Here is a 14,294-nt window from a genome sequence, read left to right on the forward strand (position 1 = left end):
GCTTTTTTTATTTTGCGGATGAGATGATTAGTGCTGTGCATCGGGCGAGAAGTTGAAGACTTCGCCCGGAGTAATGCCGCAGTTTAAAACGCGCACCGCATTATTGCCACTTCCGGGATTGACCAGGATATCGTGGATAGTGCGATTGTTGTTCATGACAAAACGCGCGTAGTAGAGGTTGCCGATGCGTATCCAGGGAATCGCTTCATTGCTCTCGACAGTGTCGGTATAATTATCGTTGTACGAGCGGGCCCAAATGCCAGTCGAAGCTTGCGCGGTAGATTGATCGCCGATAGAGGATGCGATGGCCCAGAATGTTCTCAATCCCATGCTCCGATGAATACGTTGACCCAAACCTTTATAAGCCGGGTTGTCTCCATTGGCGGTCAGGATATTGCTATCCGCCGTCAGATTCCCGTCAATAAACCAGCCAACAGGCTGTTTGTCAGCACCGATGGCGATCATGTTGCTGTTCGTCAAACAATTTAGCGGAGCCGCATGTAGCTGATAGCTGCGTTGCGCAATGCTCAGTGTGCCTCTAAGAATGTTGTAACCCGCTTCATTGTTCAGACTGCCGTTCGTCCACATTGGCATGACGGTGTTGCTGAATGAAAGTTGATACCCGCCGTTCGCTTCGAAGCGAATGGCCTGAGGGGAGAGTGAACCCTTCGGTCCATTAGCGGTAGCGAAGTTAACATTGCTGATTTGCACTGGGGTGATATTTGATTGGCCAGTAGACTTTCTTAATACCAGGAACCCTCCAACGGTATCACCATAGTCATTAATATAAGAACCGTTGGCGATTTGAATATTGGCGGAGGAATCCGAGTCGATATCAATTCCGGTACCATTTCTGTCTGCCATGAAATTGCTCAGGCTAAGGCCGCCTAAATAGGAGGTTCCTTGTGTTGTAGTTTTGATAAAGATCTTTTTGCCATAAGAGAACACATTCACCATAAACGTATTGTCGTGGCGATCGAGATTGAAAGCACAAGAACCGGCTACGGCGATAGAGGCAGTCACCGCGTTTTCTGTCGGGCGCACGACGTTGGCATTGACGTGAACATTGGTAAATCTGTTGATGTCCCTGCTTTCATAAACCCTGTAGTCGCAGCGTACTGCCCAACCGTAGATATTCTCAAAGCTGTTGGCTTCTCCACGAGCTTCAACAAAATCATAGGCGCCTACATAACGGCAGTTGGCGACTGACAGAGCGCCGGTTGCGGTAATGGTGGCTCCGTATGGAACAAACGCCTCCGGCTGGGTGGCAGTATATTTCTGATCTGGATAGAGGAACGACCACCCATCAAAGACAACGTTCTTATCGCAGGCGAAACAAACCGTACCTGCCGGCTTTTTGATGATGAAAGCACTATCGTCAGCAAGGCCTGCCCGATTAGGGCCATTGTTTGTAAGACTTGCAGGGCCTTGAGCAATACCGCGGCGGGATCCTCTGACTGTGACGCCATTTGCGACGTTGATAGGTTGAGTGCTGGTCAGCAGATATTGAGCATTTTCCGAAGCATAGACCACTTTGTTTTTTAAACTCGCGGCATAGTTTAATGTCGCGCTGATTGCTGCGTCAGAGGCGGAAGTGCCACTAGGATCGGCACCGAAGTGATCGAAAGTCAGTTTCTGATCCAGTCGTTTCCAGCGCGCTCCTCCCGTTGTAACCACCACGGTACCGTTATTGTCCGCACTGGTTGTATCCGTTTTCGCATAATAGAATTCGCCGCCTCCGGTGAAGTGTCCAGCGGTGTGAGAAACTAAAAAGACAATCTGGTCATCTGTAACTGGCGTCAGATTACGCAATTCACTGATGTTATTAACACTAATCATATTGTTCATGAAATTTCTCCTGTTGGTTGGCAACACTATTCTCAATCAGGCTGGACGTTTCAAAAAGTCGATGAGGTTTGCTGGGTGCTGATACAGCGTGAAGTTCAGGCCGCGGAAAGTGGAGCATGGATTGGCCTGGTACCTTGTAAAGACGCAGCACCGTTTCAACGCTGTTATTCGGTCGGCGGCCCCATCTCTTCTTGCGCTCGCTATGCCCTGCTGATAAATTTGTGAGTTAAAATCCTTTAAATATCATGATATTAAATGATTTTTTGGTATTTATTTGCGTGGTGAATGATTTGCGCTCTGCCGCTCATTATCGCGTCTGCATTTTATACCTGCTCACCGCCGGTTTTATGGCCGGAACATCACAGCATCAATTGAGGAGAGCCGTCGGCGCAGCCACAGAGCACGCCGACGGCGGACTTTACAAGGAGATAACGATAATGACCCGAACGGCACACTGTTTGACCGCTGCGCTTTTGCTGACGTTGGCCCTGACCGGCTGCCAGACCGCCAAGCGGCCTGTTTCTACATTAAGTAAGCCGCCCAGCGCGGAAGAAGTTGCCGAGCAAGACAAACGGCAGCGTGAAGCTGAGCGCATGCAGCAGTGCCAGCGCGAACTGGATGCCATGCGCGGTATGGATAACGAAAAATACCAAAAATTCAAACGCGAGTTCGATACTTTGATGGGCGGCGCGGCGCAGTATGCCGGGGTACGCCAGCGGGTCAACACGGGCACGCAGGAAACCGTTGACGCCCTGTATCGTTATCGCACCAGCCGTCTGTGCGCAGACATCAGTTCTGCCATGATGACCGGCCTGGCTGAGCGCGGAGAACGCGCCCAATGACTCTCCGTGCGAGAAAGGCGCTACTGAGCCTGATGATAGCGTTGGCGTTTGCGCCGGCGGTGGTCGCTGCGGATGACGACGTGCCGGCGTTATTGCAGTTTGCCGAGCGCTATCAGCGGCAAGATGCACCGGCAGCGGATACCGCAGTCACTCAATCCCAAGCCCCACAAAAGTCAGCATCCCGGCCGGTTCAAACGCGTGAGACGGCGGCGCATAAGAAGCAGCTGGCGCAGTGGCAAAAGGCGCTGCGCGAGAAAGAGGCCCGATTGGAGCAACAGCAGGCGGTAATTCAATCACTGCAGCAGGAGCTGACCGCGTTGCGCGTCGCGTCCACCCTGACGGCTGCCGACAAACCGTCACCGGCGCCCGATCTGAGCGCGTTGAGCAACTTCGCCAGCGGCGTGCGGCAGGCGCTGAACCTGACGCCGCAGGAGCGTAAGGCTCAGGCGCAGATCGCCGAAACGCAAGCGGCGTTAGCGCGGCAAAAGCAACAAACCGCGGAGCGCGATCGGCGTATTGCCTTGCTGGAACAACGGCTGGCGGTGCTGCCTGGCCAGGCGGATAACGCCTGGCAGGAGAAATTGGCCGCGGTGCAGACCGCCCACGATAAAGCGCGCCAACGTTATGAGCAGGATAAAAAAGCGGCCGCCGCTGAGCTGGAACAGCAGAAGGCCGAGGCTGCCAGGCTGACGGGCGAACTGCAGCAGCAGCTGGCGAAACTGCAAAAAGAGCAGGTGGATCAACGGCAGCAGGGGGGGCAGCAAGAGCAAAGCCTGAAGACGACGCTGGCGCAGCAAAAGGCCGAAACCGCCAAGGCTGCGGGTGAACTTCAGCAGCAGCTGGCGCAGGTGCAAAAAGAGAGGGATATCGTACGCCAACAGGCCGAGCGGCAAGAAAAAAGCCTGAAGACGGCGCTGGCGCAGCAAAAGGTCGAAGCCGCCAAGGCTGCGGCTGAACTTCAGCAGCAGCTGACTCAGCTGCAGAAAGAGCGTGATGGTCAACGCCAACAGGCTGAGCAACAAGAGCAAAACCTGAAGACGGCGCTGGCGCAGCAAAAGGCCGAGGCCGCCAAAGCGACGGCTGAACTTCAGCAGCAGTTGGCAACGCTGCAGGGAAAAAACAAAACGCAAACCGAGCAGGCTAAGGCGCTGGAACAGCGTCTGGCGGCGCTGACGACGGAAAACGCGCAGACAGTGCAGCTACGGAATAAAGCGGCGCAACAGGCGGATAAAACGGCGACGGAGCTGGCGGCCGCGCAACAGGCACAGCAAGCCTTGCGCGAGGAACTGGATGGGCTGAGATCGCGGGCTAAATGGCTGCCGGAGAGTCAGACGCTCAAGAAAAAGCCGGAGCAACAGAGCTACGCCGCCGGTGTCGCTTTGGGGCGCGATATTCAAACGATGCTGGCGGAACGTAAAAATTGGGGTATCACGCCCGACAAAACCGTGCTGCTGGCGGGCGTGATCGATACCTTCAGCGGCCATTACCAGTTGAGCGATGCGCAGTTGACCAGCGCACTGGCGGAGTCGGAAAAAGCGGTAAATGACGCCAGAAACCAGGCGGCGAAGACGCAGACCAGCAAGGGTGAGGCGTTCGTCGCTGAGTTTAAAAAGAAGAAGGGTACGCAGAAGTCGCCTGCCGGTTTCTGGTATCGCATCGATTATGCGGGTGATGAGGCCATTAAGGAAAACGCGCGGGTGGACATCGTGGTGAAAGAAAGTTTAACCGACGGTCGCGTGATTCAGGATATGGATCGCAGTGGGAAGGTGATGTCCCAGCCGCTCTCCGCCTATCCGCCGTTGTTCCGCGAGGCGATCGGCCACCTGAAAAATCACGGCTCGCTGACGATGGTGGTGCCGCCGGCGTTGGCGTACGGTGAAACCGGCTATGCGCCGCAGATCCCGCCGAACGCGACGATGGTCTATGAGCTGCGAATTGTCGATGTCAGTAACGGGTGAATTCGGGCCGGCGCAGGCCGGCCCGATTAGCGAGTACTAGGGTTTTTTGGCGGTCAGTACGGCGCGCAGGGGCGCCGGATAGCCTTCGACCGTTTTGCTGCGATCGTTCGGATCGAGGAAGTCGGCCAGCGACTCGCTGGTCATCCAGTCGGTGCGGCGCTGCTCCTCGAGGCTGGTGACACACATATCGGCGATCTTCACGTCGACGAAGCCACACTTCTCCAGCCAGCATTTCAGCGCTTCGGCGGAAGGGATGAAATACACGTTGCGCATCTGCGCATAACGATCGCCCGGCACCAGCACCTGGTGGCGATCGCCTTCCACAACCAACGTTTCCAGCACCAGTTCACCTTCAGCCACCAGCTGATTTTTCAGCTGATACAGATGATCAAGCGGCGAGCGGCGGTGATACAGCACCCCCATCGAGAACACGGTGTCGAACGCCGCCAAATCTGGCAACTGCTCGATGCCGAGCGGCAGCAGGTGGGCGCGCTGATCGCCGCCCAACAGTTTGCGCACCGCTTCGAACTGGCATAGGAACAGCTGCATGGGATCGATGCCTACGGCGAAGTGGGCACCGGCGCCGATCATGCGCCACAGGTGATAACCACTGCCGCAGCCAACGTCGAGAATGGTGCGGCCGGCCAGCGGAGAAATGTGCGGCAGCACGCGATCCCACTTCCAGTCGGAATGCCATTCGGTATCGATATCGATGCCATACAGCGAGAACGGCCCTTTACGCCACGGCATCAGGGTGCGCAGCATTTTCTCGATGCCTTCGAGCTGGCCCGGCGACAGGCCGGGCTCCATTTCGGCGCGCACGCCGTGCAGCAGATCGAGGCGGGTTGGGGTCAGCGTCGGCAAATGTTCTACCGAGTTGAACCACTGTTTGAATTTGCCGTGCAGCGATTCACGTTGCCAGGCGCTGAGCTGCGCGGGCAGGGTATCCAACCAATGGCTGAGGGGACTCTTGGCAATATGCTGATAGAAATCACCGAACTCAATCATTGTGCCTCTCCCGCTTTCAGGGCGATCAGCGAACCGAAGTTGAAGCACTGGAACCACACTTCGGCATGCTCGAACCCGGCCTGTTGCAGTCGCGCTTTGTGCGCTTCTACCGAGTCGGTGAGCATCACATTTTCCAGCATGCTGCGTTTTTGGCTGATCTCCAGCTCGCTGTACCCGTTAGCGCGTTTGAAATCGTGATGCATGTTGAACAGCAGTTCGCCGACTTCGGCGTCTTCAAAGCTGAATTTCTCCGACAGCACCAGTGCGCCGCCTGGGCGCAGGCCGCGATAGATTTTCTCCAGCAGACGCAGGCGATCGGCCGGCTCGAGGAACTGCAGCGTAAAGTTCAGCACCACCATCGAGGCGTTTTCGATGTCGATGTCGCAAATGTCGGCTTCGATGATGTCGACCGGCGTGTCGGCGCGGAAGGCGTCGATATGGCGGCGGCAACGTTCCACCATCGCCGGCGAATTGTCGACGGCGATGATAGTGCAGCCTGGCACCTTGATATTCCGCCGCATCGACAGCGTCGCCGCGCCCAGCGAGCAGCCCAAGTCATACACCCGGCTGTCGGGTTGCACAAAGCGTTCGGCTAGCATGCCGATCATCGAGATGATGTTGGAATAGCCGGGAACGGAGCGTTGGATCATGTCGGGAAACACTTCGGCGACGCGTTCGTCGAAGGTCCAGTCGCCCAGTTTGGCGATGGGGGCGGAGAAAAGGGTATCGCGGTTTGGCATAGCGGCAAATCAGTTCAGAATTCGAAGCTGCGTAGTCTAACAGAAAAGCGTAAAAAAGCGGAGCGGAAGCAGGCGGCGCGGCCGCCTGATGATAAAACGGGATCAATGCAGGCTGAAAATTAGATCCCAGGGCAGATAGAAGATATTTGCCAGAACCATCAACAACAAAGAGATATAGGTCGCGGCCATGCCTGAACGACGCCAGCGAACCTCGCGGTTGCGCAAACCGTAGTAATGCACCAGTCGCCCGGCCATCAGCATCAGGCCGCAAAGGTGAATCATCCAGATTTCCGCGCCGTTCATCTCCATGATCACCAGCAATACGGCAGCGATAGGAATGTATTCAACGGCGTTGCCATGCACGCGGATGGCGGTCTGCAATTCGTAAAAACCGCCGTCGCCGTAGGCTACGCGGTACTGCATCCTTAATCTGACTACGTCATAAGAGAGTTTGATCAACAACAATGCGCCGAGCACTACATAAAGCGCGCTTACCATTTTTAACTCCGTTCCCTAACCAAAACTGGCAGCCAGCATCATAGCCGTCATTGTATTCACTGTCGCGGGGAAATATTTGATGTTATTGGTCAGATTAATAGGTCAAAACAGTGCATCTTGCTCTGGCCAGTCCGGCGGCGCAGGCAAATCGGGGATCGCTCGGCGCAACTGCTGCCAAATTTTTTGCGCTTGCTGGGGTGAATCGCCGTTGTCCGGCGTATGAATAAACAGATACGGTTGATGTTGTTGCTGCCACAGCGGCAGTTTTTGCTGCCAGGCTTCGAACCAGCGCAGGTTGTCGGCCAATTGGTCGCCGCCGATAAAGCGCACCAGCGGTTGGTCGGCGGTGACCAGAGCGTGCACCGGCAGCTTCGGTTTTTTCTGCTGGGCATCGCGCACGGCGGCGGTATGGGGGGCGGCGTGATGCACCGGGCGGCTGTCGAGGATCACCCGATTGATGCCGCGCTGATGCAGCCCCTGATTCAACGCGCGCTCTTCCTCGCCTTTGGCGAAAAATGCCGGATGACGCACTTCGACGCCGTAGGTGAATTCCTGCGGCAGGCTTTCGAAGAACTGCCACATGCGCGGCAGCTCGTCGGGGCCGAAGGCGGCGGGCAACTGCAGCCACAATTGCCCGATGCGTTGATGCACCGGGCTCAGGCAGTGGTAAAACGCCTGCAGCTCGGCGGCGCAGTTGCGCAGGGCGGCCTTATGGCTGATGTCCGACGGGAATTTGAAGCAGAAGCGAAAATCGTCGCCGGTCATGTCGCGCCAGCGTTGCACGATTTCCAGCTTCGGCAGCGCGTAGAAGGTGGTATTGCCTTCCACGCAGTTGAAGTAGCGGCTGTAATCCGCCAAGTCACGCAGCCCGATACGATTCCAGGCTGAATGTTGCCACTGGGGCAGTCCGATGTAGATCACGGCGTCGTCTTCCTTTACTTATCCTTGGCTTATCAGGCTACAACTTAACGTTACCGGTCGAGCGCGGCAAGAATTTCGCCGGTGTCGCGCACTCGCGCCAAACGCGGGAAGATGTGTTCGAACGCGAAACGGTGCATTTCCGCGTTCTGCGCGCTGCAGACGTCTTCGGCGATCACCAGCTCATAGCCGTGTTCCCAGGCGGCGCGGGCGGTGGATTCCACGCCGATATTGGTGGAAATACCGCCCAGCACCACAGACTTGATGCCGCGACGGCGCAGCTGCAAGTCCAGATCGGTGCCGTAGAAGGCGCCCCATTGGCGCTTGGTGATCAGAATATCGCTGTCGCAGACCGCCAGCGGCGCGGGGAACTCCCACCAGCTGGCCGGCAAACCGCCGGCGGGCGCGGGAGCCGGCTTGTCCACAGGCTGTTTCAGCGCCTCGGCGAAAGTGTCGGACCAGCCGACGCGCACCAGCAGCACCGGCGAGCCCAGCAGACGAAAACGCGCGGCCAGCAAAGCGGCGTTCGCGACCACTTGGTCGGCGCTGTGCGGGCCACCGGCGTAGGGCAGAATGCCGTTTTGCAAATCGATCAGCACCAGAGCGGTGGTTTGGGCGTCAAGTTTCAGCATGGATTTCATCTCGTTGCGAAGTGAATAAAAACTGTTCGGCGCGCCAGGCGAGCAGCGCACGGCGCAAAACCGGGGGAGAATCAGGCTACGTGAAAAAACTGTCGCAGGTTAATGGGAAATTTGTTAACCGATGTGTTGATTCGAACAAAAACGCGCCATTTAGTGCGGTAACAATGCTGTGTTCGCACTTATCGGGCGGATGAATTTCCTTTATAATGACTCCCTTTTTTCAACACTCTTTAATCCAACGACCTATGCCGATTTATGAATATGCATGTGGTGCTTGCAACCATCGGTTAGAGAAATTGCAAAAATTTTCCGATGCGCCGCTGGCAGACTGCCCGGCGTGTGGGCAGCCCGCGTTGACCAAGTTGATTTCATCCTCCGGCTTCCAGCTTAAGGGCACCGGGTGGTATGCGACGGATTTTAAACCGGGTAACAAGTAGAATTTATCAGATAACAGCCGCGCGACAGGGGCGCAGTAGCCCGGCGCGGCATCGGCTGTGTAAAAGGATAGCGTATGCGTACTGAATATTGCGGACAGTTGAATCTGTCCCACGTGGGCCAGGAAGTCACTCTGTGTGGTTGGGTCAATCGTCGTCGCGATCTCGGCGGCCTGATCTTTATTGATATGCGCGACCGCGAAGGCATCGTGCAGGTGTTCTTCGATCCGGACGAGAAAGTGGCGTTCGACAAGGCCTACGACCTGCGCAATGAGTTCTGCATCCAGATCGTCGGCACCGTGCGTGCGCGTCCGGACAGCCAGATCAATAAAGATATGGCCACCGGCGAAGTGGAAGTGTTTGCCCACGCGCTGGAGATCATCAACCGCTCCGAGCCGCTGCCGCTGGACTCCAACCAGGTCAACAGTGAAGAAGCGCGCCTGAAATACCGCTACCTGGATCTGCGCCGCCCGGAAATGGCTGAGCGTCTGAAGACCCGCGCCAAAATCACCAGCTTCGTACGCCGCTTCATGGACAGCCATGGCTTCCTCGATATCGAAACGCCGATGCTGACCAAGGCGACGCCGGAAGGCGCCCGCGATTACCTGGTGCCAAGCCGCGTGCACAAGGGCAAATTCTACGCGCTGCCGCAGTCTCCGCAGCTGTTCAAACAGCTGCTGATGATGTCCGGCTTCGATCGTTACTATCAGATCGTCAAATGCTTCCGTGACGAAGACCTGCGTGCGGACCGTCAGCCTGAATTCACCCAGATCGACGTCGAAACCTCCTTCATGACCGCCGATCAGGTGCGTGAAGTGATGGAGAAACTGGCGCGCGAGCTGTGGCTGGACGTGAAGGGCGTGGATCTGGGCGATTTCCCGGTCATGACCTTCGCCGAAGCGATGCGTCGCTTTGGCTCCGACAAGCCGGACCTGCGTAACCCGCTGGAGCTGGTGGACGTGGCCGACCTGGTCAAAGACGTCGAGTTTAAAGTGTTCTCCGGCCCGGCTAACGACGCCAAAGGCCGCGTGGCGGCAATCCGCGTACCGGGCGGCGCACAGCTGACACGCAAGCAGATCGACGAGTACGGCGCTTTCGTCAACATCTACGGCGCGAAAGGCCTGGCCTGGCTGAAGGTCAACGACCGCGCCGCCGGCATGGAAGGCGTGCAGAGCCCGATCGCCAAATTCCTCAGCGCTGAAGTGCTGGAAGCTGTCCTGGCGCGCACCAACGCGCAGACCGGCGACATCCTGTTCTTCGGCGCAGACAGTTTCAAGATTGTCACCGACGCGATGGGCGCGCTGCGCCTGAAGCTGGGTCGCGATCTGGGGCTGACCCAACTCGACAGCTGGGCGCCGCTGTGGGTGGTCGACTTCCCGATGTTCGAAGAAGACGAAGAGGGCGGCCTGGCGGCGATGCACCACCCGTTCACCTCGCCGCGCGACATGAGCCCGGAAGAGCTGGCGGCAGCGCCGGTCAACGCTATCGCCAACGCCTATGACATGGTGATCAACGGTTACGAAGTGGGCGGCGGTTCGGTGCGTATTCACCGCAGCGAAATGCAGCAGACGGTATTCAGCATTCTGGGCATTAACGAACATGAACAGCGCGAGAAGTTCGGCTTCCTGCTGGACGCGCTGAAGTACGGTACGCCGCCGCACGCCGGCCTGGCCTTCGGCCTGGATCGTCTGGTGATGCTGCTGACCGGCACCGACAACATCCGCGACGTGATCGCCTTCCCGAAAACCACCGCGGCGGCCTGTCTGATGACCGACGCACCGAGCTTCGCCAACCCGGCGTCGCTGCAGGAGCTGGCGATCAGCGTGGTAAAGAAAGCCGGTGCGGAACAAGAGAGCGAGTGATGAGTTATAAGCGCCCTGAATCTATCCTGGTAGTGATTTACGCGAAATCCAGTGGTCGGGTGCTGATGTTACAGCGGCGCGACGATACCGAGTTCTGGCAGTCGGTCACCGGCAGCCTGGAACAGGATGAGTCACCGCCGCATGCCGCGCGGCGTGAAGTCATGGAAGAAGTCGGCATCGATATCGAAGCAGAGCACCTGCCGTTGTTCGATTGCCAACGCTGCGTGGAGTTTGAACTCTTTGTCCATTTGCGACATCGCTATGCGCCGGGAACCACGCGCAATAAAGAGCACTGGTTCTGTCTGGCGTTGCCCGAGGAGCGCGATCCGGTGATTACCGAGCACCACGCTTACCAATGGCTTGAGGCGGCCGAAGCCGTGAAGTTGACCAAGTCATGGAGCAATCAGCAGGCGATTGAAGAGTTTGTGATCAATTCAGTCCAGTAGTTTTTTTCGGAGATTTTTTATGGCAGGTCATAGTAAGTGGGCCAACACAAAGCACCGTAAAGCGGCGCAGGACGCCAAACGCGGTAAAATTTTCACCAAGATTATTCGTGAGCTGGTCACTGCCGCGAAGCTGGGCGGCGGCGATCCGGATTCCAACCCGCGTCTGCGCGCGGCGATGGACAAGGCGCTGTCGAACAACATGACGCGCGACACCATGAACCGTGCGATCGCGCGCGGCGTGGGCGGCGATGATGATACCAATATGGAAACCATCATCTATGAAGGTTACGGCCCTGGCGGCACCGCCGTCATGATCGAATGCCTGAGTGACAACCGCAACCGCACCGTGGCGGAAGTGCGTCACGCTTTCACCAAGTGTGGCGGCAACCTCGGCACCGACGGTTCCGTAGCTTATCTGTTCACCAAGAAGGGCGTGATCACTTACGCACCGGGCCTGGATGAAGACAGCGTGATGGAAGCGGCGCTGGAAGCCGGTGCGGAAGACATCGTGACCTATGACGATGGCGCCATCGACGTGTTCACCGCCTGGGAAAGCCTGGGCGCGGTGAAAGACGCGCTGACCGCGGCGGGCTTCGAGGCCGAAGCGGCGGAAGTGTCGATGATCCCATCGACCAAGGCCGACATGGACGCGGAAACCGCGCCTAAGCTGTTGCGTCTGATCGATATGCTGGAAGACTGCGACGACGTGCAGGAAGTTTACCATAACGGTGAAATCTCCGACGAAGTGGCGGCGACGCTGTAATCCGGTAAAACGGGCGCCGCCGTTCGGCGGCGCCGTGCATGCAAGGTGGATGTAGATATGGCGATCATACTCGGTATCGATCCCGGTTCACGCGTCACCGGCTATGGCCTTATCCGCCAGCAGGGGCGTCAGTTGAGCTATATCGCCAGCGGCTGCATCCGCACGGTGGTGGACGACATGCCGACGCGGCTGAAGCTGATTTACGCCGGCGTCAGTGAGATCATCACCCAGTTTCAGCCCGACTTCTTCGCCATCGAACAGGTGTTTATGGCTAAGAATCCGGATTCGGCGCTCAAGCTCGGCCAGGCACGCGGCGTCGCGATCGTGGCGGCGGTGAATCAGAATCTGGAAGTGTTCGAGTATGCGGCGCGGCAGGTCAAACAGACCGTGGTCGGCACCGGTGCGGCCGAAAAGGCGCAGGTACAGCACATGGTGCGCTCGCTGCTCAAACTCTCGGCCAACCCGCAGGCGGACGCCGCCGATGCTCTGGCTATCGCCATCACCCACTGCCACCTCAGCCAGAACGTGCTGCGGATGAGCGAAGGGCGGTTGAACCTGGCGCGCGGGCGTTTGCGCTGACGCAAAGCGATGATTGCTCAGGCTGGATATTCATCCAGCCTTTTTTATGTTATAAGCTTTACCAGCAACGGCATGGCAGGGCGCCATGCCCGGTCATTCTGCAGGAGGGTAAATGATAGGTCGTCTCAGAGGAAATATTCTGGAAAAGCAGCCGCCGCTGGTGTTACTGGAGGCGAACGGCGTGGGCTACGAGGTACACATGCCGATGACCTGCTTTTACGAGCTGCCTGAACTGGGGCAAGAGGCCATCGTGTTTACCCACTTCGTGGTGCGTGAAGACGCGCAGCTGCTGTACGGTTTCAACGACAAGCAGGAGCGTGCGCTGTTCCGCGAGCTGATCAAGGTCAACGGCGTCGGGCCGAAGCTGGCGCTGGCGATCCTGTCAGGCATGTCCGCGCAGCAGTTCGTCAGCGCGGTGGAGCGTGAAGAGATCACCGCACTGGTCAAGCTGCCGGGCGTGGGCAAAAAAACCGCCGAGCGCCTGGTGGTAGAGATGAAAGACCGCTTCAAAGGGCTTAACGGCGACCTGTTCAACAGCAGCAGCGAGATCAGCCTGCCGTCCGCCGCCGACAACGCGCCGGAAGCGGACGCGGAAGCCGAAGCCGTTTCGGCGCTGGTGGCGCTGGGCTACAAGCCACAGGAAGCGAGTCGCATGGTCAGCAAAATTGCCAAACCGGGCGCCGACTGCGAGACCCTGATCCGCGACGCGTTGCGCGCTGCTTTGTAAGGCCGCTAAGAGGTAGATAATGATTGAAGCCGATCGCCTGATCTCCGCCGAACCGATCAACGAGGAAGAAGTCCTCGATCGCGCCATTCGTCCCAAGCTGTTGACTGAATACGTGGGTCAGCCGCACGTACGCGAGCAGATGGAGATCTTCATCCAGGCGGCCAAGCAGCGCGGTGACGCGCTCGACCACCTGCTGATCTTCGGCCCGCCGGGCCTGGGGAAAACCACCCTGGCCAACATCGTGGCCAACGAAATGGGCGTGAATCTGCGCACCACTTCCGGCCCGGTGCTGGAGAAGGCGGGCGATTTGGCGGCGATGCTGACCAACCTCGAACCGCACGACGTGTTATTCATCGACGAAATCCACCGTTTGTCACCGGTGGTGGAAGAGGTGCTGTATCCGGCGATGGAAGACTACCAGCTGGATATCATGATCGGCGAAGGGCCGGCGGCGCGTTCGATTAAGCTCGATCTGCCGCCGTTTACCTTGGTGGGCGCGACCACCCGCGCCGGTTCGCTGACCTCGCCGCTGCGCGATCGTTTCGGCATTGTCCAGCGGCTGGAGTTTTATCAGGTGGCGGATCTGCAGCATATCGTCTCACGCAGCGCCGGGTGCCTGGGGTTGGAGCTGTCCGACGAGGGCGCCCATGAGGTGGCCCGCCGCGCGCGCGGTACGCCGCGTATCGCCAACCGCCTGCTGCGCCGGGTGCGTGACTTCGCCGAAGTGCGCGCCAACGGCGTGATCAGCGGCGCAGTGGCGGCGCAGGCACTCGATATGCTCAACGTCGATGCCGAAGGCTTCGACTATATGGATCGCAAGCTGCTGCTGGCGATTATCGACAAGTTTACCGGCGGCCCGGTCGGGTTGGACAACCTGGCGGCGGCGATCGGCGAAGAGCGTGAAACCATCGAAGATGTGATCGAACCGTTCCTGATCCAGCAGGGCTTTATCCAGCGCACGCCGCGCGGCCGTTTGGCGACGCAGCATGCCTACCGGCATTTCGGCCTCGAACGCGAAGCATAAGTTTTC

15 protein-coding genes are annotated in these 14,294 nt (G+C 58.0%); 9 read left to right on the plus strand and 6 right to left on the minus strand.

The window, feature by feature from the left end; translation table 11 throughout:
- Positions 1-27 precede the first annotated feature (27 nt).
- Positions 28-1,848, minus strand: coding sequence for a hypothetical protein (locus tag N6G83_RS03960; protein ID WP_060447816.1), 1,821 nt, complete (start codon positions 1,846-1,848; stop codon positions 28-30).
- Between the two features lie 437 nt (positions 1,849-2,285).
- On the opposite strand from N6G83_RS03960, the gene N6G83_RS03965 reads away from it, so the two are divergent.
- Positions 2,286-2,690: a hypothetical protein gene (locus N6G83_RS03965; protein WP_025303133.1), complete on the plus strand. Its 405-nt coding sequence runs from the start codon at positions 2,286-2,288 to the stop codon at positions 2,688-2,690.
- A complete protein-coding gene (locus N6G83_RS03970) occupies positions 2,687-4,648 on the plus strand; it encodes an FKBP-type peptidyl-prolyl cis-trans isomerase N-terminal domain-containing protein (protein WP_260514744.1) in 1,962 nt (653 codons plus the stop codon). Before N6G83_RS03965 ends, N6G83_RS03970 begins: the two co-directional genes overlap by 4 nt.
- 36 nt (positions 4,649-4,684) lie before the next feature.
- On the opposite strand, the gene cmoB is transcribed toward N6G83_RS03970, so the two are convergent.
- The 5 genes from cmoB to N6G83_RS03995 all read right to left on the minus strand — a co-directional run bounded on the left by cmoB (position 4,685) and on the right by N6G83_RS03995 (position 8,444).
- The gene (cmoB, locus tag N6G83_RS03975) at positions 4,685-5,656 is read right to left on the minus strand and encodes a tRNA 5-methoxyuridine(34)/uridine 5-oxyacetic acid(34) synthase CmoB (protein ID WP_197770681.1); all 972 of its coding nucleotides are present in this window, start codon (positions 5,654-5,656) and stop codon (positions 4,685-4,687) included.
- Positions 5,653-6,396 (minus strand): carboxy-S-adenosyl-L-methionine synthase CmoA, encoded by a 744-nt coding sequence (cmoA, locus tag N6G83_RS03980; protein ID WP_260514746.1) that lies wholly within the window; start codon positions 6,394-6,396, stop codon positions 5,653-5,655. The genes cmoB and cmoA overlap by 4 nt, the downstream gene beginning before the upstream one ends.
- Positions 6,397-6,498: 102 nt before the next feature.
- Positions 6,499-6,894, minus strand: a complete 396-nt coding sequence (locus N6G83_RS03985; protein ID WP_004932387.1) for an MAPEG family protein — start codon at positions 6,892-6,894, stop codon at positions 6,499-6,501.
- Positions 6,895-6,996: 102 nt separating this feature from the next.
- Entirely contained in the window at positions 6,997-7,812 is an 816-nt protein-coding gene (locus tag N6G83_RS03990) for a DUF72 domain-containing protein (RefSeq protein WP_260515560.1), read from the minus strand.
- Between the two features lie 53 nt (positions 7,813-7,865).
- Positions 7,866-8,444 carry a hydrolase gene (locus tag N6G83_RS03995; protein WP_260514747.1) on the minus strand — a complete coding sequence of 193 codons (579 nt, stop codon included), beginning with the start codon at positions 8,442-8,444 and terminating at the stop codon, positions 7,866-7,868.
- 254 nt (positions 8,445-8,698) lie between these two features.
- On the opposite strand from N6G83_RS03995, the gene N6G83_RS04000 reads away from it, so the two are divergent.
- From N6G83_RS04000 to ruvB, 7 genes are all read left to right on the plus strand, one after another.
- On the plus strand, positions 8,699-8,890 hold the full coding sequence (locus tag N6G83_RS04000) for an FmdB family zinc ribbon protein (RefSeq protein ID WP_033632845.1): 192 nt from the start codon (positions 8,699-8,701) through the stop codon (positions 8,888-8,890).
- A gap of 74 nt (positions 8,891-8,964) precedes the next feature.
- Positions 8,965-10,749, plus strand: coding sequence for an aspartate--tRNA ligase (gene aspS, locus N6G83_RS04005; RefSeq protein ID WP_025303127.1), 1,785 nt, complete (start codon positions 8,965-8,967; stop codon positions 10,747-10,749).
- Positions 10,749-11,195, plus strand: coding sequence for a dihydroneopterin triphosphate diphosphatase (gene nudB, locus N6G83_RS04010; RefSeq protein ID WP_004932373.1), 447 nt, complete (start codon positions 10,749-10,751; stop codon positions 11,193-11,195). Before aspS ends, nudB begins: the two co-directional genes overlap by 1 nt.
- A 19-nt stretch (positions 11,196-11,214) precedes the next feature.
- Positions 11,215-11,958 (plus strand): YebC/PmpR family DNA-binding transcriptional regulator, encoded by a 744-nt coding sequence (locus N6G83_RS04015; RefSeq protein ID WP_004932370.1) that lies wholly within the window; start codon positions 11,215-11,217, stop codon positions 11,956-11,958.
- Positions 11,959-12,015: 57 nt separating this feature from the next.
- Entirely contained in the window at positions 12,016-12,537 is a 522-nt protein-coding gene (gene ruvC / locus N6G83_RS04020; protein WP_004932367.1) for a crossover junction endodeoxyribonuclease RuvC, read from the plus strand.
- Positions 12,538-12,649: 112 nt separating this feature from the next.
- The gene (gene ruvA, locus N6G83_RS04025; RefSeq protein ID WP_025303126.1) at positions 12,650-13,264 is read left to right on the plus strand and encodes a Holliday junction branch migration protein RuvA; all 615 of its coding nucleotides are present in this window, start codon (positions 12,650-12,652) and stop codon (positions 13,262-13,264) included.
- A 19-nt stretch (positions 13,265-13,283) separates the two neighbouring features.
- A complete protein-coding gene (ruvB, locus tag N6G83_RS04030; protein WP_025303125.1) occupies positions 13,284-14,288 on the plus strand; it encodes a Holliday junction branch migration DNA helicase RuvB in 1,005 nt (334 codons plus the stop codon).
- The last annotated feature ends 6 nt before the right edge of the window (positions 14,289-14,294 follow it).

Source organism: Serratia sp. PL7 (genome assembly GCF_945957435.1).

What these genes read in the sequence shown, in the direction of transcription:
- N6G83_RS03960 (WP_060447816.1), bottom strand. Translation starts at nt 1,848, where the DNA reads ATGAACAATATGATTAGTGTTAATAACATCAGTGAATTGCGTAATCTG.
- N6G83_RS03965 (WP_025303133.1), top strand. Translation starts at nt 2,286, where the DNA reads ATGACCCGAACGGCACACTGTTTGACCGCTGCGCTTTTGCTGACGTTG.
- N6G83_RS03970 (WP_260514744.1), top strand. Translation starts at nt 2,687, where the DNA reads ATGACTCTCCGTGCGAGAAAGGCGCTACTGAGCCTGATGATAGCGTTG.
- cmoB (WP_197770681.1), bottom strand. Translation starts at nt 5,656, where the DNA reads ATGATTGAGTTCGGTGATTTCTATCAGCATATTGCCAAGAGTCCCCTC.
- cmoA (WP_260514746.1), bottom strand. Translation starts at nt 6,396, where the DNA reads ATGCCAAACCGCGATACCCTTTTCTCCGCCCCCATCGCCAAACTGGGC.
- N6G83_RS03985 (WP_004932387.1), bottom strand. Translation starts at nt 6,894, where the DNA reads ATGGTAAGCGCGCTTTATGTAGTGCTCGGCGCATTGTTGTTGATCAAA.
- N6G83_RS03995 (WP_260514747.1), bottom strand. Translation starts at nt 8,444, where the DNA reads ATGCTGAAACTTGACGCCCAAACCACCGCTCTGGTGCTGATCGATTTG.
- N6G83_RS04000 (WP_033632845.1), top strand. Translation starts at nt 8,699, where the DNA reads ATGCCGATTTATGAATATGCATGTGGTGCTTGCAACCATCGGTTAGAG.
- aspS (WP_025303127.1), top strand. Translation starts at nt 8,965, where the DNA reads ATGCGTACTGAATATTGCGGACAGTTGAATCTGTCCCACGTGGGCCAG.
- nudB (WP_004932373.1), top strand. Translation starts at nt 10,749, where the DNA reads ATGAGTTATAAGCGCCCTGAATCTATCCTGGTAGTGATTTACGCGAAA.
- N6G83_RS04015 (WP_004932370.1), top strand. Translation starts at nt 11,215, where the DNA reads ATGGCAGGTCATAGTAAGTGGGCCAACACAAAGCACCGTAAAGCGGCG.
- ruvC (WP_004932367.1), top strand. Translation starts at nt 12,016, where the DNA reads ATGGCGATCATACTCGGTATCGATCCCGGTTCACGCGTCACCGGCTAT.
- ruvA (WP_025303126.1), top strand. Translation starts at nt 12,650, where the DNA reads ATGATAGGTCGTCTCAGAGGAAATATTCTGGAAAAGCAGCCGCCGCTG.
- ruvB (WP_025303125.1), top strand. Translation starts at nt 13,284, where the DNA reads ATGATTGAAGCCGATCGCCTGATCTCCGCCGAACCGATCAACGAGGAA.